Source organism: Bogoriella caseilytica, assembly GCF_003752405.1.
Lineage (GTDB): Bacteria > Actinomycetota > Actinomycetes > Actinomycetales > Actinomycetaceae > Allobogoriella > Allobogoriella caseilytica.
The window spans coordinates 2,592,374-2,611,326 of the sequence record NZ_RKHK01000001.1 but is presented as its reverse complement, the minus strand read 5'-3'; the positions used below and the strand labels follow the sequence as shown (position 1 = coordinate 2,611,326).

Annotated in this window: 15 protein-coding genes; 10 read left to right on the top strand and 5 right to left on the bottom strand. The window is 69.3% G+C overall.

Going from position 1 to position 18,953, the window contains the following annotated elements; genetic code table 11:
- Positions 1–113 precede the first annotated feature (113 nt).
- Positions 114–3,665 carry an ExeM/NucH family extracellular endonuclease gene (locus tag EDD31_RS11705; RefSeq protein WP_123304308.1) on the bottom strand — a complete coding sequence of 1,184 codons (3,552 nt, stop codon included), beginning with the start codon at positions 3,663–3,665 and terminating at the stop codon, positions 114–116.
- Positions 3,666–3,816: 151 nt separating this feature from the next.
- Between EDD31_RS11705 and proC the strand changes: the two genes are divergently transcribed.
- The 9 genes from proC (at position 3,817) to EDD31_RS11660 (ending at position 13,386) form a co-directional block, all read left to right on the top strand.
- Positions 3,817–4,629 carry a pyrroline-5-carboxylate reductase gene (gene proC, locus EDD31_RS11700; protein WP_123304307.1) on the top strand — a complete coding sequence of 271 codons (813 nt, stop codon included), beginning with the start codon at positions 3,817–3,819 and terminating at the stop codon, positions 4,627–4,629.
- Positions 4,630–4,696: 67 nt separating this feature from the next.
- Positions 4,697–5,863 (top strand): endonuclease/exonuclease/phosphatase family protein, encoded by a 1,167-nt coding sequence (locus EDD31_RS11695; protein WP_123304306.1) that lies wholly within the window; start codon positions 4,697–4,699, stop codon positions 5,861–5,863.
- Between the two features lie 141 nt (positions 5,864–6,004).
- Positions 6,005–7,033 (top strand): ABC transporter substrate-binding protein, encoded by a 1,029-nt coding sequence (locus tag EDD31_RS11690; RefSeq protein WP_245991156.1) that lies wholly within the window; start codon positions 6,005–6,007, stop codon positions 7,031–7,033.
- A 119-nt stretch (positions 7,034–7,152) separates the two neighbouring features.
- Positions 7,153–8,073, top strand: coding sequence for an iron chelate uptake ABC transporter family permease subunit (locus EDD31_RS11685; RefSeq protein WP_425453715.1), 921 nt, complete (start codon positions 7,153–7,155; stop codon positions 8,071–8,073).
- On the top strand, positions 8,070–8,852 hold the full coding sequence (locus EDD31_RS11680) for an ABC transporter ATP-binding protein (protein WP_123304305.1): 783 nt from the start codon (positions 8,070–8,072) through the stop codon (positions 8,850–8,852). Before EDD31_RS11685 ends, EDD31_RS11680 begins: the two co-directional genes overlap by 4 nt.
- A 244-nt stretch (positions 8,853–9,096) precedes the next feature.
- Positions 9,097–10,335 (top strand): sugar ABC transporter substrate-binding protein, encoded by a 1,239-nt coding sequence (locus tag EDD31_RS11675; protein ID WP_170163291.1) that lies wholly within the window; start codon positions 9,097–9,099, stop codon positions 10,333–10,335.
- Complete coding sequence (locus EDD31_RS11670; protein WP_148058944.1) at positions 10,328–11,302, top strand: carbohydrate ABC transporter permease; 975 nt, start codon at positions 10,328–10,330, stop codon at positions 11,300–11,302. Before EDD31_RS11675 ends, EDD31_RS11670 begins: the two co-directional genes overlap by 8 nt.
- The gene (locus EDD31_RS11665) at positions 11,302–12,120 is read left to right on the top strand and encodes a carbohydrate ABC transporter permease (RefSeq protein ID WP_123304302.1); all 819 of its coding nucleotides are present in this window, start codon (positions 11,302–11,304) and stop codon (positions 12,118–12,120) included. The genes EDD31_RS11670 and EDD31_RS11665 overlap by 1 nt, the downstream gene beginning before the upstream one ends.
- 39 nt (positions 12,121–12,159) lie before the next feature.
- Positions 12,160–13,386, top strand: coding sequence for an adenosine deaminase family protein (locus EDD31_RS11660; protein WP_123304301.1), 1,227 nt, complete (start codon positions 12,160–12,162; stop codon positions 13,384–13,386).
- Positions 13,387–13,476: 90 nt separating this feature from the next.
- Here EDD31_RS11660 and EDD31_RS11655 read toward each other — a convergent pair whose 3' ends face one another.
- Positions 13,477–13,899, bottom strand: coding sequence for a hypothetical protein (locus EDD31_RS11655; RefSeq protein WP_123304300.1), 423 nt, complete (start codon positions 13,897–13,899; stop codon positions 13,477–13,479).
- A 106-nt stretch (positions 13,900–14,005) separates the two neighbouring features.
- On the opposite strand from EDD31_RS11655, the gene EDD31_RS11650 reads away from it, so the two are divergent.
- Positions 14,006–15,604: an HNH endonuclease signature motif containing protein gene (locus EDD31_RS11650; RefSeq protein ID WP_123304299.1), complete on the top strand. Its 1,599-nt coding sequence runs from the start codon at positions 14,006–14,008 to the stop codon at positions 15,602–15,604.
- A gap of 26 nt (positions 15,605–15,630) precedes the next feature.
- Here EDD31_RS11650 and cofE read toward each other — a convergent pair whose 3' ends face one another.
- From cofE to EDD31_RS11635, 3 genes are read right to left on the bottom strand one after another with little or no spacing between them, the layout of a single operon-like run.
- Positions 15,631–16,476, bottom strand: coding sequence for a coenzyme F420-0:L-glutamate ligase (gene cofE, locus EDD31_RS11645; RefSeq protein WP_483964256.1), 846 nt, complete (start codon positions 16,474–16,476; stop codon positions 15,631–15,633).
- A gap of 23 nt (positions 16,477–16,499) precedes the next feature.
- The gene (locus tag EDD31_RS11640) at positions 16,500–17,498 is read right to left on the bottom strand and encodes a TIGR03557 family F420-dependent LLM class oxidoreductase (RefSeq protein ID WP_123304298.1); all 999 of its coding nucleotides are present in this window, start codon (positions 17,496–17,498) and stop codon (positions 16,500–16,502) included.
- 9 nt (positions 17,499–17,507) lie between these two features.
- Positions 17,508–18,920, bottom strand: a complete 1,413-nt coding sequence (locus EDD31_RS11635; protein ID WP_123305474.1) for a family 4 glycosyl hydrolase — start codon at positions 18,918–18,920, stop codon at positions 17,508–17,510.
- Positions 18,921–18,953 lie beyond the last annotated feature (33 nt).

Below are 18,953 nucleotides of genomic sequence, written 5' to 3'. Positions count from 1 at the left end.
CGTTCTTCCGGAAGCTCCCCGGTGATGGCCGGATCAACGCCTGTACGCAAAGTCTAGCGCCGTTCCTACCCCGGAGGCCACGGGGCAGGAACGGCGCGCGAGGTGGACACTGATCACATGCTCGCGGGGGTGCCCCGTCTGCGGTTCGCCGCGACGATGCCGGCACCGGCCAGGAGGAACAGCATGGCGGCAGCCACGAGACCGGCCGGATTGGCGCCGGTGGTCGGCAGGCCCGGGCCGGCGCCCGTGTCGTCCCCTGCGCCTGGGCCGTCATCGTCGCCTGGGCCATCGTCGCCTGGTTCCTCGCCAGGGGCGGGAGCCGTCGGCTCCTCGGTGGGCTCCTCACCCGGCTCCTCGCCCGGTTCGTCCTGGGTGCCCACCACGATGTCGGCCACGATCGGATCGTGGTCCGAGGCGCGCCAGACGCCCTGGGACCAGCCGGGTTCGTCGTACAGACCCGGAGTGCCGGTGGCCTCGTAGCGCGAGTACTCCAGCGCAATCGACTCCGCAGCGTTCGTCGACCAGATGTCGGTCTGGACGACCGTGCTGGCGGCGGCCTCGGTGGCGAAGACGTGGTCGAGCGAGCCGACCTCCGAGCTGAAGGCGTAGGACCACTGGCCGGTCTGAGCCGAGAGGTTGACGTAACCGCCGTCCTCCAGCACCACCAGCGGGTCTTCCAACTCATAGGAGTTGAAGTCACCCATCAGGTAGATGCGGTCCGTGCCGTAATAGTCCTCGAGCTCGTTGGCGAAGGCGAGCATGCCCATGGCCTGGCGGGTGCGGTCGCCGTTGAAGGCGCCTTCGCCGTACTGCTCCTCGTTGTCTCCGGTGCCGGAGCCGCCCTTGGACTTCAGGTGATTGACGATGGTGATGAAGCGGTCGTCCTCATCGCCGTCGACCGGCTGGAAGACGGCAGCCATCGGCTCGCGAGCGTTGGAGTACACCTCGCTGAGGGTCTGCCCCTCGATGGTGAGGTCGGCGAGCTCACCCAGGTGCTCGACGCCGCCTTCGAAGAGGATCACCGAGTCGACGGGCTCGACCACGGCAGGCTTGTAGATGTAGCCGTTGCGGATGACGTCCTCGCTCTCGGGGAACTCGTCCACCGAGACGAAGTCCCAGGTTCCTTCCCCCTCGACCTCGTTCAGCGCCTCGATCAGCACCTCGTGGGCGTAATCGCGGCTGAAGTCCACATGGTTCAGCTGCGCGGAGTTCTCCATCTCCTGCAGGGCCACCACATCGGCGTCCATCGCCACGATGGTCTCGATGATGCGAGCCTGCTGGGTCTCGAAGTGCTGCTGCGAGTAGGCACCACGCACGTCACACCAGTCGGCGGTGGTGGGGTCGCCGAAGCGGTCCTCATGGTAGCCACAGCCGGGCTCGTCCTCGCCGAGGTTCGGGAAGTAGTTCAGCACGTTGAAACCAGCCAGGCGCAGGTCGCCCGCGCGAGCCGGCGGGGCGGCGTTCTCGTCGCGAGTGTCCGAGAAGGTGGCGGGCTCGAGTTCGGGGTTGCCGGGCAGGAAGGCGGTGGGCTGGAAGCGCCAGGAGTCGTAGCGGTACTCCAGGATCACCGGGGCGGTGAAGTCCACCTCTGCGCCGATCCGCACGTGCTGCTCGGTGTTCAGGTAGGGCAGCGGCATGTGCCGGTCGAAGGCGAAGCTGGACCAGCGGTTCCGCCCACCGTGGTCGAGCCAGATGAGGCGCTCCGCGTTCTCCTGAGCGAGCGCGGCACGCTCCGCGCTCGCCGGCGCGTAGACCGTGTTCGGGATCCGCAGCGGCTCCTCGCCGTCCACGATGCCCACCCAGCCACCGATGCTGTCCGGGTTGCCGTGCAGGAGCGAGTAGTTGTCCGTGACCGTCCACTCCCCGGCGGGCTCGATGAGCATGCCGAGCAGGTACGGGCGGTCCTCCACCGCCACGAAACCGTCGTAGGTCACCGGCACCACGGGCTGAGCATCGCCGTCCAGCTGCTCGATGGAGGCGCTGACCAGCTGCAGCTGAGCGGACTCGCTCGCGCCGGTCTCCCGCCAGGAGGAGACGATCGCGGTGACCTCGACGTAGTCGTCGATGTCGACCTCGGCGCCGTCCCAGGAGGTGCCCATGTGCACGAAGATCGCGCAGGGCACCTCGGGGTATTCACCGGAGAAGCTCTCCGCACCGCAGGCTCCGGGAGTCTGCAGGTAGAAGCCGTCGTGGGCCCGCGAGTCGTTATCGGCGTCCGAGTAGACGGCCGTCACCACACCGCTGGTACTCACCGACTCGCCGTAGAGCGCGGCGTCCTGCGGGTCGAGGCTCACCGCGCCGCGGATCTCCGCGATGCTCACCTCGATCGGGTCTTCAGGCTCGCCCGGGCCACCGTCACGCCCGCCGGGCAGTTCCTCACCGGCGGAGTTGGTGGCCACGAACTCCTCGACGAGGTCGAAGTCGGCCTCGTTGTTGAGTGAGGGGCCGTCCCAGTCGGTCACGCGCTGGAAGGCGCGCACGTCGGTCAGAGAATCCAGGGTTTCGGCGGGGGCGTCGCCGGACCACAAGTGTGCGTCTCCGAAGCCGAGGACATCCACGATGTCCTCCCACTCCGTGGGGTCGACGGCACCGGTCGGCACACTGACCTGGGTGGTGGAGGTGGTCAGGTAGAGCGAGTAGGCGAGTGAGCTGAACCAGTTGCCGACCACGAAGTCGGCGTGGTCGTCGAGGCTGACCCCCTCGTCGTCGCCCTGGCCGCCTTCGAAGGCGATGAGGAAATGGCCCTCGGCGGGGACGACGCCGTCAAGATTGGCCGAGCTGGTGTAGTTGCCGGCCGCGTTGGTGAACTGGATCGACCATGCGGTGAGGTCGATGTCCTCGCTGCCGTAGTTGTAGAGCTCGACGTAACGGTCGGAGTAGATCGACCCGTCCTCGCCACCCTGACTGTAGGCCTCGTTGATCAGGAGTGTCGCGGGTCCGTCGTATGGCGGCAGCGGCTCGGGGCCGCCGGTCTGACCAGCAGAGTTGGTCGGACTCGAGGGCGCGACTGCGAAATCCGCACCGTTGACGCCGGTGTAGTCCACCCGGGTCAGGACGTCCGGGTTGTGATTGCCTCCAGGAGGCCGGCTGTCACCGAGCCACACCGGAGGGCTGCCCCAGCCGAGAGCGTCGACGACGTCGGCGTCCCCGGTGACGTCGCCAGCCAGGCCGGCCAGCGAGTCCTCGGTGGCGGCAATGACGATCGAGGAGCTCGCGGCGGCGAAGTTGATCGTCGTCTCGAGGTCCGGCGACGGCAGCGGTTCGTCGCCTTGATTGGAGGCGACCCCCTGGATGAGGAAGTGCCCCTCGGCGGGAATGGAGTGCCCATCCAGCAGGGTGGTCTCACCGGCCTGGTGGCTACTGGCGTTCCAGCGCTGGATGGACCAGCCGCTCATGTCGACGGCGACGTCGCAGATGTTCTCAAGCTCGACATAGCGGTGGGTGAAGACTCCGCCTCCCGAGCCTCCGGAACTGTTCACCTCACTGATGACCACGCAGTCGGTGCCGTCGCCGGGGGGCGCGACCTCTGCGGCAGCGTCATCGGTGGCCAGAGCCGTCATCGGCACCACGAGTGCGCCGGCGAGCGCCGCGGCCGCCAGGCCCGTGCGGGATCGGCCGGCGCGGCCGAAGCCCGCAGTCCGGTGGTGGTGTCCTGCAGTGGTCATATGGAAAGCCCCGTCTCCGAGATAGCTGCGCGCGCCTGGACGCTGAGGTTCGGTCACACCGATCAGACCGCACCGAGGTTACGTGGAGGTAACGAGGGGGAAAAGCCCGTGTCCGGCTTCGCCCGTGGATCGGGAGTGACATGCTGGTCCCATGATCGGATTCATTGGTTCGGGCAACATGGCCGCCGCGATCGTGCGTGGCATCGTCACGAGTGAGGACGAGGCTGCCCAGGCCATCCTGCTCAGTTCTGCCACCGGGGTCTCCGCGCGCGCTCTCGCCGAGGAGACGGGCGCCGAGGCCCTCACCGAGGGTGACGCCAACCTCGAGCTGGTACGCCGAGCGGGGCCGGGCGCCCTCATCATGCTGGCGGTCAAGCCCTATCAGTTCGCGCAGGTCCTCGCGCCACTGCGCGAGGAGCTCGCCGCCCAGTCCAGCGTGCTGGTCTCCCTGGCGGCCGGCCTGGACCTCGCTGATCTGGCGGCGATGGTCAGCCCCGGTCAGCCGATCATCCGCGCCATGCCGAACGTCAACGCCCGCGTGGGCGCCGGCGTGACCGCTCTGTGCGCGAACGAGGCCACCACCGAGGAGCAGCGCGCGGAGGCGGAACGGGTCTTCACCGCCGTCGGCGAGATCTTCTGGCTCGCGGAGCGGGTCTTCCCCGCCTACACCGCGATTGCCGGTTCGGCGCCGGCCTGGGCCGGGCTCTTCGTCGAGGCACTCGCCCGCGGAGCCGTGTCAAAAGGCCTGCCCAAACAGCAGGCGGTGGAGATCGCTGCGGCCATGCTTCTCGGCTCGGCCCGGACTCTCCTCGAGACCTCAACCACTCCCACCGGCCTGGCGGATCTGGTCTCCTCCCCCGGCGGCAGCACCGTGGCCGGCACCATCGAGTTGGAGGAGGGCGGCTTCACCCCGGCAGTGGTGCGGGCCGTGCGCGCGACCGCGGACCACGCTGCGGGTAGGTAGCGCCAGGGTTCCCCAGGTCTGCCCTCTCGCTCTTCCCGGCAGCTGCCAATGTGACTACGGTGGTGGGGTGCGCGCCTCCTGGGCCTCCCGGCCTCTCGTGACCGCTGCGGCGACCATCGGCACTCTTGCCCTCGCCGCGGGAATGAGCGCGCCCGCTTCCGCCACCGTCCTCGCCGACTCCGGGACGGCAGCGGCTCTCCGCGTGCTCTCCTACGACGTCTCCCTGGAGCACGACCTCACCGCATCGCTTCCGGACGGCGCCGACGATGAGGCCGCAGCAGTCGCCCAGGTGCTGCAGACCGTCCGCCCGGATGTTGTTCTCCTCGGGGGTTTCGGCGAGTCGCTCAGTGAGGTCGAGCTCGAAGAAGCTGTCGAACTCTTCGTCGACGAGTACCTCGCAGTCGGCCAGAACGGCGAGGAAGCGCTGTCGTACACCTTCAGCTACTCTGGCCTGCCAGCCCAGAGCTCCGGGGAAGCTCACGGAGCAGGCATGGTGCTGTTCTCGCAGTACCCGATCGACACCGAGGGCCTGCGCACCTTCTCCACCTTCCAGTGGTCGGACATGCCCGGCGCGCTGCTGCCCGAGGACGGAGCGGAAGCGGAGGCCGGCGCGCTCTCCACCTCCGGTCATTGGGATGTCCCGATCGAGGTCGGTTCGACCACAGTGCACCTGCTGGCCTCCCACCCGGCGTCCACGGTCGACGCGGACGACCCCGCGCTGCGCCGCAATCACGATGAACTGCGGTTCTGGGCGGACTACGTCCGTGGCGTACGCCCGTGGGACCGCTCATACATCTACGACGACGAGGGCGCCCACGGTGGGCTGATGACGGGCAAGCGTTTTGTCATCCTCGGCCGGCTCGGAGCCGACCCCGAGGACGGCGAGGCTTACGACGAGGCCATCGCCCAGTTGCTCGGCCACCCCCGCGTCCATGACCCGGAGCCGGTCTCCACCGGAGCACGAGAGGCGGCAGAGACTCAGGGGCGCGTCAACTCCCAGCACAGCGGCGACGCCGAGCTGGACACCGCCGATCTGGCCGACGACGGCCCGGGAAACCTCCGTCTGGACTACGTGCTCCCCTCCAAGAACCTGCCGGTCGCCGACTCCGGAGTCTTCTGGCCGGCTGCGGACGAGCCCGGCTCGGAGCTCACGGGGATCGAACCTTTCCCCGCCTCGGCACACCGGCCCGTCTGGGTCGACCTCCTCGTCCCGGGCCTGGAGACGACGAACTAGACTGAGACCTCGGCCCCGGGGCTTCTCCGGTGTGCAGGTTCCGTCTGGACCTGCCGGCCCGGCCGCGGCGCAGTGACCGTGGCGACCATTGCCGGAGCGCTCGCGTTCCGCGCTCACGCCGTCGTCATGGGAGTTTGCCGAATGCGCTACCGCCGTGCCCTGATTGTCTGCGCCGTCCCTGCAATGGCCCTGGGCGCCTGCACCGGTCAGGCAGATGCCGGTCCCGAGAGCCGGACTGACCAGTCCGAGGAGCCGATCGAGCTCGCCTCCTGCGGATACCACTCCGAGATCACCGGTCCACCGGAGCGGATCCTGGCGATCAAGTCCTCCACCGCAGAGTTGTTGCTGGCCCTGGGCGCCGGCGATCGGCTGGTGGGAACGGCGTTCCTGGATGCTCCTCTGCCTGAGGAGTATGCGGCTGAGGCGGCCGATGTCCCAGAGATCTCCGAGCAGAACCCCGCCTCGGAGCTCGTGCTGGAACTCGAGCCCGATCTGATCGTGGCTGGCTGGGAGTCGAACCTGACCGATGCCGGCGCCGGCGATCGGCAGATGTACGAGGACCTCGGCGTCGCGACCTGGGTGCCCCCCTCGGCCTGTGAGCAGGCTGGCGAGGACCACCGTCCGGCGCCGCTGACTTTCGAGGACGTCTTCGCCGAGATCGAACTGATGGGGCGTGTGCTTGGCCCCGAGGCGCAGGCTCGGGCAGAGGAGCTGATCGCCGAGCAACGTGAGCAGCTCGCAGAGCTGGACGAGCAGATCAGCGAGACGGCCGGGCTACGCGCCGTGTGGTGGTCCTCGAACAACCAGACACCGTACGTCGGCGCCGGGGAGGGTGCCCCGCAGCTCCTGCTCGACGCGGCGGGGTTGGAGAACGTCTTCGACGACCTGCCCGAGCGGTGGGAGAACATCTCGTGGGAGGACTTCGCTGCCGCTGATCCCGACGTCATCGTGCTGGTGGACTCGGAGTGGAACTCCGCCGCGTCCAAGATGGAGGCACTAACCGAGGAACCGATGACCAGCGAACTGACCGCCGTGCAGGAGGAGCGCTACATCGTCCTGCCCTTCCCGGCCACCGAACCAGGGATCCGCAACGTACCCGGAGCCCTGGACCTGCACGCCCAGCTGGCAGAGTTCAGCGACCTCATCGAGCAGGAGGCGAGCGCACCCTGAGCACCGCTGCCCCCTCGCGTGGCCGCCTGGCCGTCGTCATCCTCGCCCTCATCGGAGGCCTGGCGCTCGCCGGGGCCTGGGCGCTGACCGTCGGGCCTGCTGCCATCACCACCGGTCAGGTGCTCACCTCCGCCTGGCACCACGCATGCTCGCTGGTGGCCGGTGCGTGCGCGGCCAACCCCTTGGGGCCCTTGCAGGACGCGATCGTCTGGCAGGGCCGGGGTCCGCGGGTGGTGGCAGCAGCGGGGATCGGCGCTGGTCTGGCCCTGTGTGGCGCGGCCATGCAGGCACTGGTGCGTAATCCACTGGCGGACCCCTACCTGCTCGGGGTGTCCTCGGGGGCGTCGGTGGGCGCAGTCCTGGTCCTGGTGCTGGGAATGAGCGTGGCGCTGCCGGCGGCGGCCTTCGCGGGCGGTTTCGCCGCACTGGTGCTGACGCTGGTGCTGGCCACCACACGCGGTGGTGGCCTCTCCCCCGTGCGCACGATCCTGGCCGGGGTCGCGGTGGCGCAACTCGCTTCAGCGGCGGTCAGCTTCATCATCTTCTGGTCCGCCTATGGCGACTCCTATCGTGAGGTACTCACCTGGCTGATGGGGTCGCTCGGCGGCGTCTCCTGGCAGGGAGCGCTCCTCGCCCTGGGAGCCACGGTGGTGGTGGGACTTTTTCTGCTCTCGCAGGCCAGCACGCTCGACGCGTTCACCTTCGGCGAGGTCTCCGCTGCCTCGCTGGGCATCTCGGTGACCTCCACGCGGTGGGTGCTGCTCTCCGCCTCCGCGCTCCTGACCGGCGTGCTCGTGTCGGTAGCCGGAGCCATCGGCTTTATCGGGTTGGTGATCCCGCACGCGGTGCGTTTCCTCGTTGGCGAGCGCCACCACCGGCTCATGCCGGTCGCGGCGCTGGCAGGCGCCATCTTCCTCCTGCTGGCCGATACCGCAGCGCGCAGCGTGTTCTCTCCGCGGGAGGTGCCGGTCGGCATCATCACCGCCGCAGTGGGCGCACCGGTCTTCGCGTACCTCCTGCGGCGCCGGGCGCGAGCATGAGCGAGGTCCAACCCGACGGCGCGGTGGTCAGCGGCCTCAGTGTGCGCATCGGCGAAGCCGTCCTGGTGGACGACGTCACCTTCACGGCACCGGCGGGCGCCATCACCGCCCTGATCGGGCCGAACGGCGCCGGAAAGTCCACCCTGCTGCGCGCCCTGGTCGGCGCGGTGCCACTGGCCGGGCAGGCCGTGGTGACCCTGGCGTCCGAGGAGCTCACCGGGATGAGTCACCGCGAGCGCGCCCGCCGAGTGGCGCTGGTGGAGCAGGACGGCGCGGCCGATGTCGCCAGGCCGGTGCTCGACGTCGTGCTGCTCGGAAGGACTCCGCACCGCTCACGGTGGGGTGGCGACTCACCCGGCGACCTCGAGCTCGCAAGCGAGGCACTGGAACGTGCCGGCGTGGCCGCTCTGGCTGAGCGCGACTTCGCCACCCTCTCCGGCGGGGAGCGCCAGCGTGTGCACCTGGCACGGGCTCTCGTGCAGCAGCCGCGCTTGCTGTTGCTGGATGAGCCCACCAATCACCTCGATGTCGCCGCACAGCTCCAGGTGCTCCGGCTCACCCGCGCACTGGCGCGCTCGGGTATGACGGTGCTCGCGGCGCTGCACGATCTGAACCACGCCCTGCGCTACGCCGACCACGTGGTGGTGCTGGCCGGCGGAGAGGTGGTGGCGACGGGCGATCCCCGAGACGTGCTCACGGGCGAGCTGGTGGGCGAGGTGTACCAGGTGCGGGCCACCCGGGTGCAGGCAGCGGGGCATGACCTCCTGGTCATGGATTGAGGGAGTCGTTCCTCTCGCCGCCTGCGCGGCACACTGCGGCGCCGGGCTCAGCCCGAGGGGACGCTCGAAGTAGCCACCGTTTGTTACACGAAGTGGCGCTCCGGTTAACACGGCGTCGCTACAGTGCCGTTCGGGAGTCCGGCTGAGGTCACCCCAGTTGCTCCCGCGCATGGAGCTCCGGCATTCCGGTCGGCGCTGCGCCATCACTTCCTTCGCATCGATGCACACCTCTGGAGAGGCCTTCATGTCCCGACGCGTCTTGTCCGCCCTCGGCGGCACCCTCAGCCTGACTCTGGTCCTCGCCGCTTGCGGCGGCAGCGACGACTCCCCCGATGCCGGCGCCGATCCCGCAGACTTCGAGGGGGTCGAGCTGACCATGTGGCACGGCGTCCCCTACGACCCCTTCATGACGCTGAACCGAGAGCAGCTCGAGCAGTGCGCCGAGGACCTGGGCGTGACGATCGCGGTCGAGGACTTCACCGCGGATCAGCTCGCCCAGCAGGTGCTCCAGGCCGGCTCGGCCGGGGACCTACCGGAGATCCTCATGGTGAACTCGGCGACGATCGGTGAGCTGGCCTCGAGCGGCTTCCTCGCCGATCTGAGCGCCTTCGGTCTGGAGCCGGAAGGTCTGGACGAGTCCACCGAGCAGATGGGCTACCGCGACGGCACGCTGTACGGCATCGCGACCCACGTGGAGCTCGCCGCACTCGAGTACCGCCCGGATCTGTTCGAGGAGGCGGGACTGGAGCCGCCCACGACCTTCGAGGAGCTGCGCGAGGTGGCGGCCGAGCTGACCACCGAGGATCGCTACGGCATCGCCCTCCCTGGCGATGCGAGTGGCGATGCCGGCAGCTTCTTCCTGTTGCCCTTCATCCTCAGCGCCGGCGGCGACCCGGCCGATTTCTCCGATCCCGGCACGATCGCTGCGCTGCAGCTCTACCAGGACCTCGTCGAGGATGGCTCGATGTCCTCGGAGATGGTCAACTGGGGGTGGGACTTCCAGGATCAGTTCAACGGTGGCCTCGCCGCGATGACGATGAACGGTCCGTGGGCCGGCTCGCCGCAGTCCCAGGACTACGAGAACGCACCCCGGGAGTTCGCCCCGACGCCGGTCCTGGACAGCTCTCACGAGCCGCGGTCGGGTGTCACGGGCAACCTGTGGACGGTGACGACCGGCCATGACGACACCGTCTCGGCGGCGGCCGCCGCGGTGCTGGACTGCCGTATCGCGCCGGAGAACCAGCTCGAGATCGCCGAGGTGCAGTACTACCTGCCCGCCCACCAGGATGCCGCGTCCGACTTCAGCGAGCTCGACCCGGTGATCGCTCCCTTCGTGGATGGCATCGCCGGTGCCTACGACCAGGCAGCCGAGCTCGACGATGACTGGCGTGCCGTCGGCACCCGGCTCGGCTCGGCCATCGACTACGTGGTGGTCGAGGGCATGAGCCCCGAGGAAGCACTGGAGCGCGCAGCCGGTGAGTGAGACGACCATGGGGCCTGCGGTGGACGCGACTCGTCTGCCGCAGGCCCCTGGCGGCGCCGCCCAGCGCCGCGGTTCCGGCGCCGCGGGACCACTGGAGCGCCGCCGCAACCGAGCGAATCTCATGCTGCTCCTGCCGGCGGTGCTCTTCATCGGACTCTTCCTGGCCTATCCGCTGGGCTACGGCATCTACATGTCCCTGGTGGACTTCACCTCGGGCACCTTCCTCACCGGCGAGGCGCCCTTCGTCGGCTTCGCGAACTACGCCGAGGCGATCGGCTCAGCCCACTTCGGCCGGGCCCTGCGCAACACCCTGCTCATCACCATCGTCTCCCTGGCCATCCAGATGAGCGGCGGTCTCCTGCTGGCGCTGTACTTCCAGCGGGACTTTCCCGGGAGCCGCTGGATGTCCACCGTGCTGCTGCTGCCCTGGCTGGTACCCCTGATCATCACCGCCACCACCTGGCGATGGATGCTGCAGGGCAACGGCATCATCAACCAGCTGCTGGCGGGCATCGGCATCGATGGGCCGAGTTGGCTGGCGGACTCCAGCTGGGCGATCTGGGCCATCATCGGCGTCAACACCTGGGCGGGCCTACCCTTCATGGCGACCATCCTGGGTGCTGCGCTGCGCAATGTCCCTCACGAACTCGAGGAGGCTGCCACCTTGGATGGCGCCGGATACTGGCGGCGCCTGTGGTCGATCACCTTGCCGCAGATCATGCCCGTGATGCTCGTGATGACCATCCTGGGCATCATCGCCACGCTGAAGGTACTGGACCTGGTGCTCGCCCTGACCGGCGGCGGACCGGCGAACTCCACGCAGACCCTGGCGCTGCTCTCCTACGACTCCTCCTTCCGCCACTTCAACTTCGGCGTGGGCGCCGCCTTCGGCAATGTCCTGCTCGTCGTGACCATCATCATCGCCGCGGTGTATGCGTGGTTGAGCCGGCGCGAGGAGGCGAACTGATGCGGCCGCGTCATCCGGGGTCGCGATGGCTCTGGTCCCTCGGCGGTCTGGCGATCGTCGTCGTCCTGCTCTTTCCGATCTACTGGTTGGTTTCCGCCTCGCTCCAGGCCTCGGCCAGCTCGGCGACCATGACGGTGGTGCCGACCTCGCCCTCACTGCAGGGCTATGCGAACGCCATGGAGCGGATGCTCTCCCCCATCCAGACCTCGTTGATCGTGGCCGCTGGTGCTGTGCTGTTGACCCTGCTGATCTCGGTGCCGGCCGGCTTCGCGCTGAGCCGGCTACGCGGGCGAGTGGTGGACGTCGCCCTGCTCGGCGTCCTGCTCGCCCAGATGGTCCCGAACATCACGCTGCTCAACGCGCTCTACGCCATGTTCAACACGATGGGCATCCTGAACAGCCACCTGGCCTTGATCATCGCCAATGCCACGTCCGCTGTGCCGTTCGCGGTGATCGTGCTGCGCTCGTTCATGCTCTCCTTGGACAGCGAGGTCCTCGAGGCGGCCATGATCGACGGCGCCAGCACGCTCCAGCGCTTGTGGCGGATCGTGGTTCCGCTGGGCCGCAACGCGATCATCACCGCCGGGGTCTTCGCCTTCATCTTCACCTGGGGCGACTTCCTGATCGGCCAGACCCTCACCCGTTCTCCCGAGGTGCGTCCGGCAGTCGTCGCCATCTTCCACATCATGGATGCCCCCACGGTGGACTGGTCCACCGTGATGTCCGCCGCCGCCATGACCGCACTCCCAGCGGCGATCCTGCTGATCTTCTCGCAGCGCTACATCAAGGCGGGCATCGGCGCCGGAGCCGGGCGCTAACTCGCCGCACCGTTTCACGTCACAGACCAAGGAGCCCTCGTGTCCCGTCCAGAACTTCCCCCCACTCCGCTGCCGTCCGGGTCACCTCGCTGGGCCGGACCTGCCGAGGAGCCCTACCTGGCGCTACCCAAGGTGACTCTGCACGATCATCTGGATGGCCACATCCACCCCGAGACGCTGGTGGAACTGGCGCAGGCCCAGAACGTCTCGCTGCCGTACCAGGACGGCGAGAAGCTGGCCTGGTGGTTTCACACTCGCGATGCCGAGCCCCGCGAGGAGTTCCCGCACCAGAAGTTCTGGTTCACCACCGCGTTGATGCAGGACCCCGACTCGATCAGCCGGGTGGCCCGCGAATGGGCCTTCGACGCCGCGGCGGACGGCGTCATCCATGGTGAGGTTCGCTGGGCACCGGAGAAGCACGTGCGCGGCGGGCTGAGCATGGACGAAGCGGTGGCAGCAGTGACCGCCGGGCTGGCCGGGGCGGAGACCGAGCTCGCCGCGTCGGGCCAGGAGGTCAGCTTCCGTCAGCTGCTCTGCGGCATGCGCGAGACCGAGCTGTCCGCCGAGGTGGCGGAGCTGACCGTGCGCACCTACGAGGATGGCGGGCGCGGCACCACCCCGGGCTCGGTGGCCGGCTTCGACATTGCTGGTCCGGAGCATGGGCATCCGGCCGCCAAGCATCTGGTCGCGGCCCAGATCCTGCACGAGTCCGGCGTGCCGTCCACGATCCACGCCGGCGAGGGCGACGGCGTACACAGCCTGTGGGAGACCGTGCACGTCCTGCACGCCCTGCGTCTGGGCCACGGCGTGCGCGTGGTCGAGGACTTCACCCTGAACGGCGAGGCGCTTGATGTGCGCACGGCCGTCCAGCAGGTCGAGCTGGCCGGCGGCGTGGAGAGCGCTGACCTGGATTTCGGTCCGGTGGCCCGGTGGATCCTGGATCGGCAGATCCCGCTCGAGGTCTGCTTGCTCTCCAACTCGAGGTGGGTGGTGGATGGCCCCGCACAGCACCCGGTCGATCTGCTGGCCCAGCTGGGCTTCGCGGTCACGATCAACCCCGACAACCGCATGATGTCCCAGACCTGCATTTCGAAAGAGATGCGCGTGCTCGCGGAGACCTTCACTTGGGATGTTGCGGACTTCGCCCGGGCCGAGCTCACGGCCGCCGAGGCGGCCTTCCTGCCGCTGAAGGAACGGGGGCGACTGATGGAGCGCATCATCGAAGGCTTTGAGGAGCGGGCGCCGGGCTCGACCGCGATGGGGTGAGGCGGTGCGCCCCGGAGAGGCCGCGTGGCCGCGGGCTCGAAGGCCAGCGCGGCCGCTGGCGGACGGGATTCGGCAGGCGTGGGCACCCAGTCACGACTCACCGCAGCGTCCGCTGAAGGGCCAGTGATCCGGGTAGACCGGCGGAACGGCGACGACCTGGACGTTGTCCTCGTAGGTGATTCGGCCCGGCGCGCTCGTGCGGAGCTCCACCCACCCGATCCGGTGGCGATCGAGAAGGCCGAGATATACCTCGGCTTGGCGTAGCAGATCGACTGCGGAGGCCTTGAACCAGGCACGTGCCCCGGGATTCTTCGTGTGGTCGTAGCAGTCCGCGACCACGGTGACCGGGTCCACGTATGTCGCATTCGCACGGTCGTTTGCCGCTCTGAGCCAGACGGCGTCCTCAACAGAAAGCAGGCCCGCAGTTCCGAGTCCGTTCGCGAGTGCGAAGATCCCTGGGAATCTCCCGCGACGGTTCGGTACGGCGCTCTGATACCGAACGAAGGTGGGCACCGATCTAGCCTAACGACACACCCGCCGCACACCCCGGACGGCCTCCGAGAACTGCCGATCACGGCCGACGGACCGCAATGTCAGTGGTCGAACGTATGTTTGATTCATGGCGAAGCGAGAGTTCGAGATCCCGGATCTTCCGGGCCGTGAGCTGGTCGAGCGCGCTGCGAACGTGACCGGCCTGGAGCTTGCTGTGCTCGCGGATGCCTTCGACGACTCGCTCGACTCCTACGACTCGCTGGACGCTGTGGCCGTGTGGGGCCGGGTGGCCGCGTGGGCGCAGGCACGCCAGGCCGAGGCGGCTGCCGTCGTCGAGGCGCAGGTGACCGAGCTCTATGGAGCGGGCGAGGGCGCCCGGCCCGCTCCCACGTCAGCCGGCCCCGGCGAGGCGCGGAGCCGTCGTGTTCTCGAGCCGCGTGCCGCGCGAGAGCTCGCCATGCGGCTCGGCATCTCCCGGCCAGCCGCGGCCACGCTCATCAAGACCGGCCGGGCGATCACCGGCTCGATGACCGCCACCGGCGAGGCGCTGGCCGACGGGCACCTGTGCTGGGCCAAAGCCCGAGCCCTGATCGGCGGTCTCGACGGGCTGCCTGAACCACTGGTCATGGACGTCGAGGACACGCTCCTCCCGCATGCTGCCGGTCGCACGCCCGCACAGCTGACGCGCGATGTGGCGAAGCTGGTGGTGGCGGCCGACCCCGAGGGAGCTGGGGCGCGACATCAGGTCGCCCGCAGCATGCGCCGGGTCAACCGGCCCAGCGCACTCCCGGACGGCATGGCCCGTATCTCGGCAGTGCTCCCGGCCGAGGACGCGCTGGCGCTTGACCTCAGCCTCGACGGAGCGGCGCGCCATGCACGTGCTGAGTCGGACGGACGCACCACCGATCAGCTGCGCACTGACGCTCTCGCGGCGATCGGGCATCACGCCCTGGCGACCGGCCGGGTCGAGCTGCCGGTGCTGTCGGGCACGGCCGACTGCCGATCGGGTGGGATGTCGCCCGATACCGCGGCGGAGCCCGCCAGTGCGGATTCAGCTCAGACCGTCAATGAGGTGGGCACCGAGAATTCCGAGGCGAGGCCAACGATTTTCAGCTTCCCCACCGGGGGCGGCGCCCCGCGCATCAACGTCACCGTACCCGTCACTGCACTGCTCGAGCCTGGTCGTGAACCGCCGGGCTCTGGCGAGGCACCAGCTGGCGGAACCGTTGGCGAAGCACTCCCCTCACCGGAGAATGTCCCGGAACTTCACGGTTATGGCGCCATCGATCCGATCACCGCCCGAGCCCTCTCGGCCGGCGGCATCTGGCGCCGACTGGTCACTGATCCGGAGACCGGCACGGTCCTCGATGTGGGGCGGAAGGTCTACCGGCCACCAGCCGACCTGGCCCGGCTCGTCCGGGCGCGCGACGGAACCTGCACGCGGCCGGGCTGCACGGTGAAGGCCCAGGCTTGCGAACTCGACCATGTCCAATCGTGGGAGCATGGCGGACCGACATCGGCGGCGAACATGGTGGCCCTGTGCCCGAGCGATCACCGTGCCAAGTCGCGTGGCGACTTCACCGTGGTCCGGCATGCGGACGGAGCAGTGGACTGGACCTCCCCGACGGGGCACACCTACCGGCGCGCACCGGGCGGGACCGTGGTCCACCTCGATCGTCACGACGGTCAGGCAGATGCCTCCGTCCCCGCAGATCCGCCCTATTAGCCGCAACACAGCGCCGCAGCCCTCGATCAGTGCGTCTCGGGGTCCTCAGCCACCCCGCGGCGGAACATGTCCTCCTCCGGGGTTCGGATCAACTCGCGGGCACCGGCGCCGTCCTCGTCGGTCACGGCATGCCCCATGCCGCGCACGACGGCCACTGGCCGGCCGGTGGCTTTGCCTTTGACCAGCTCGGCGGCTGCCGCGATCTCGTCGGCCACCGCAATGACCGTCACCTGCAGCTCTCGGCCGTAGGAGTCGTGCTCGCCGCGCCGGTCGTCCTGCACGGCCACGCCCGCCGCGCCGATCGCCTGGTCCACCAGACCGCGGCGCCAGGGCCGGCCGAAGGTGTCCGTGACGATCACGCCGGGCTTGACGCCGGTCCGGGCGTGCAGGCCGAGGCGGAGCTTGCGGGCGGAGGCGTCCGGATCCTCCGGAAGCAGCAGCGCGGTACCGGGCGGGACATCGGAGGTGTCCACCCCGGCCGCGGCCATCACCAGGCCCAGGTGGTTCTCCACGATCCGCAGCGCACCGCCATCGGGGCGGGCACGCTCGGCGACGACCCGCACCGTCTCCCCGGCGATCACTGCCTGGCGCTCCTCCTCGTCGCGGGCGGCCACCAGGCGCCCCTCGGCCTTCGAGACGATCTTCGAGGAGACCACCACCACGTCCCCCGGGCGCAGCCCGAGCGTGCCGTCGGGCCACACCGCGCGCTCGAGCACCGGCGTCAGGACGGCGGCGAGGTCATCACCCGAGGTCAGCACCGGCACGCCCTCGGGTGCGATCACGGTCAGGGCAGCGGTCGCGGCCGGCTCCACGGGGACTGTCGGCCCGGTGGCTACCGCGGGCGCGGCAGGCTCGTTGTGCTCCGCGGACACCGCAGACCCTCTCTCCTCCGCGCTCACCGGCTGAGCTGGGGCAGCACGTCGCGCCCGAAGACCTCGGCCCACTCCCGCTGGTCCCTGCCCACGTTGTGCAGATAGATCCGGTCGAAGCCCAGGTCCACGTACTTCTGAATCTCGGCGCGGTGTTCGTCCGGATCGGCGGAGATCACCATGCGCCCGGCGAAGTCCTCCTCGCGCACCAGCTTGGCCATGGCGGCAAAATCGAAGGGCGAGCGAATGTCCGCCTTGGGGAACTTCATGCCGCCGTTCGGCCACTGGTCGAAGGCACTCGCCAGCGCTTCTTCATCGGTAGGCGCCCACGACATGTGCAGCTGGAGGATCTTGGGCATGGCGTCCGGGTCCTTCCCGGCGTCCTTCGCGCCCGTGGCGAAGCGATCGAAGAGCCCGGCGATCTTCTCCAGCGGCGCACCCACCGTAATCAGGCCGTCGGCGTGCTTACCGGCCCGTTTGGCGGTGACCGGCCCGCCGGTGGCGACGTAGATCGGCGGCGCCTCATCCGGCATGGTCCACAGCCGGGTGGACTCCAGCTTGTAGAACTGCCCGGAGTGCTTGGTGTCCTTGTCGTTCAGGGAGTTCGTGAAGAGCTTGCGGATGATCTCGATCGCCTCGAACATCCGGTTGATCCGCTCCGGCGCCTCGGGCCAGTAGTCGGCGACGATGTGCTCGTTCAGTGCCTCGCCCGAACCCAGGCCCAGCCAGTGCCGACCGGGGTACATCGCGCCGAGTGTGGCCGAGGCCTGCGCCACCATGGCCGGGTGCCAGCGAAAGGTCGGCGCCGTCACCCCCGGGCCGATATCGCCGGTGGTGCGCTCCCCCAATGCGGACAGCACGTTCCACACGAAGGACGACTCCCCCTGGCTCGGCGTCCAGGGCTGGAAGTGGTCGGCAGCCATGACGCCGGAGAAGCCGTGCTTCTCCGCCTCCACGGAGTACTCGATCGCCTCGCTGGGGTGGAACTGCTCCAGCGCTGCGGCATAACCGATGGTGAGGCTCATACCTCCAGGCTAGACCCACACCCGGTCCACGATGTGCTGGGCCGCCTCGACCGAATCCACCAGGGGGTGGGCCGCGAACGCTCGCCAGGCCTTGTCCTTCGAGCGGGTCCGGGCGGCCTCGATGATCAGCCGTTCGGCGGACTTCACCGCCTGGACCCGGGCGAGTTTGTCGCCGTCGAGCGGAGTGCCCGAGGCCAGCGGATGAATGCCCCCGCGGTCAGCCAGCACCGGCACCTCCACCACCGCGCCCAGCGGGAGCCCGGGGATCAGCGGAGCCGCGTCCGGCCCGGCATTGCCGATGTTCAGGATCATGCGGTGCTCTTCCACCCCGAGCAGTGCCGCCATGAGGTCGATCGCCACCTCGTGATAGCCGCCGCCGAGATCCTCCTCCTCACGTGCGCCGGCCCCCTGGGTGTCCCGCTCGGTGGCCATGTAGGTGGCCTCTCGCTCGGCGTGCGCCTGCTGCCACAGCTGCCCGGCCTGCTCCGGTTGGGCCGCCGCCGCAGAGTAGAAGGCGTGCTGCTGCTCGGCGAGGTACTCCCCGCGGGTGTGTTCTGCGCGCGCGATCGCCCCCAGCGCCTCGCGCGCATGGTCGTAGTAGTACTGGTACTCGTTCGGCAGGGCCCCCGAGGCGCGCACCCAGTCCACACCCAGCAGCCGCACTTCTTCCAGCGAGGAGGCCGCGGCCTCGTCGGCCAGCAGGCCGGGGAGGAACTCGATCCCGCCGACGTCGGCCCCGCCGCGAGCGCGGATACTGCGCAGCCAGCCGCAATGGTTCAGGCCGGCGTAGTCCACAATGGCCTCGCCGCGATCGAAGGCCTCCGGCGGCAGTCCGAGAGCCCGCAGCGCGCGCCGCACCAGCGAGATGGGCGTGTCGCAGATCCCGACCACCCGCTCCCCCAGGGCCACCCGCATGGCCTCGGTGACGATGGAGGCGGGGTTGGTGAAGGAGATCGTCCAGGCCTGCGGCGCCAGCTCCGCGATCCGCCGGGCCACGTGATCGACCACCGGCACGGTGCGCAGTGCATAGGCGAGGCCTCCGGCACCGACCGTCTCCTGACCGAGGACCCCCTCGCCGAGGGCCGTGCGCTCGTCGGCCACGCGGCCGGCGGTGCCTCCCACGCGGATGGCCGAGAAGATCACGTCAGCGCCGGTGACCGCTTCATCGAGGTCGGTCGTGGTGCGGAGCGCCGGCACACCGCCACCAGCCGAATGCTCAGTGCCCGCAGCCGCACGACCAGCGTCAGCACGACCCAGCGTCGCGGCGCGCTGCTCCAGCACCGCTCGCATCACGGCGAGCCGATCGGCGTCAACGTCGTAGAGGACGAGTTCGTCCACATCGATGCGCTCGCGCGCCGCGAGAAGGGCCTGATGGACCTGGGGCACCCGGAAACCGCCGCCGCCGAGAATAGTGAGACGCATCATGCCACCGTAATGCGAAGCGAACCTGGCAGG